Here is a 1,244-nt window from a genome sequence, read left to right as displayed (position 1 = left end):
CCAGCGGACGTAGCGCTGATGGCATGATTGAAGTCGTCAACTTATTGAACGGTGAGGGCTTGGCTCGCATTGTTGAAAATCTTGTGACCAACTTTACTGGCTTTGTGCCGCTTGGTACGGTACTGGTCGCCTTGCTCGGTGTTGGTATTGCTGAACACTCTGGCATGATCTCAGCTGCGCTACGCGGTCTAGTCATGAATGCCCCTAAAAAGATGGTCACCTTTACTATCGTGTTTGCTGGCATCATGTCAAACACGGCAGCTGAGCTGGGTTATGTGGTATTAATACCACTGGCGGCAGTGATTTTCCACTCGCTAGGTAGACACCCTTTGGCAGGTCTAGCAGCAGCGTTTGCTGGGGTATCGGGCGGTTATAGTGCCAACTTGTTACTAGGCACAGTAGATCCTTTATTATCAGGGATTACCCAAGAAGCGGCGCGTATCATCGATCCGGCTTATATCGTTGGTGCAGAGGCCAACTGGTACTTTATGATCGCCAGTACCTTTTTAATCAGTGGTCTGGGTTACTTTGTCACTGAAAAAATCGTTGAGCCAAGCTTAGGGGAGTATAACCCCAAAGATGCTGATGATGCCTCGGTACTTGAGACGCAAATCGAAAAAGTATCGGCGCTTGAGAAAAAGGGTCTACTGTGGGCCGGTATCAGCATGCTCGTATTTTGCTTATTGCTGGCGTGGACAGTAGTGCCTGCCGATGGCATCTTGCGAAATGCGGAAACTGGTCTGGTATCAGGATCGCCATTCTTAAAAGGTATTGTGGTCTTTATTTTTGTATTCTTTGCGATACCAGGTTATATTTACGGGAAGATCACTGGCAGCATCAAAAGCAATCAAGACGTCGTCGATGCCATGAGTAACGCCATGAGCTCATTGAGTATTTATATCGTTTTGGTATTTTTTGCAGCACAGTTTACCGCGTTCTTCAAATGGTCAAACTTGGGCTCAGTAATGGCGGTATCTGGCGCGACTTTTTTGAGCGATATTGGCCTAACTGGACCTTTGCTGCTGGTTGGTTTTATCCTAATCTGTGGTTTGGTCAACCTCATGCTCGGCTCGGCATCAGCACAGTGGGCGGTGACCGCACCTATCTTTGTGCCCATGTTGATGCTCACAGGTTATGCGCCAGAGATGATTCAGGCAGCCTATCGTATCGGTGATTCGACCACCAACATTATCACGCCTATGATGAGCTATTTCGGTCTTATTTTGGCCGTGGCTATGCGCTAT

Annotated in this window: 1 protein-coding gene; it reads left to right on the top strand. The window is 48.1% G+C overall.

Features of this window, described 5'->3' with window-relative positions; translation table 11 throughout:
• Positions 1 to 1,244, top strand: a 1,244-nt coding sequence (locus tag ACS8FD_RS15300) for an AbgT family transporter (RefSeq protein ID WP_439276475.1), incomplete at both ends; no start/stop codon positions are given.

This window comes from Psychrobacter sp. 1U2 (assembly GCF_051847575.1).
This window is presented reverse-complemented; position numbering and strand designations above follow the sequence as displayed.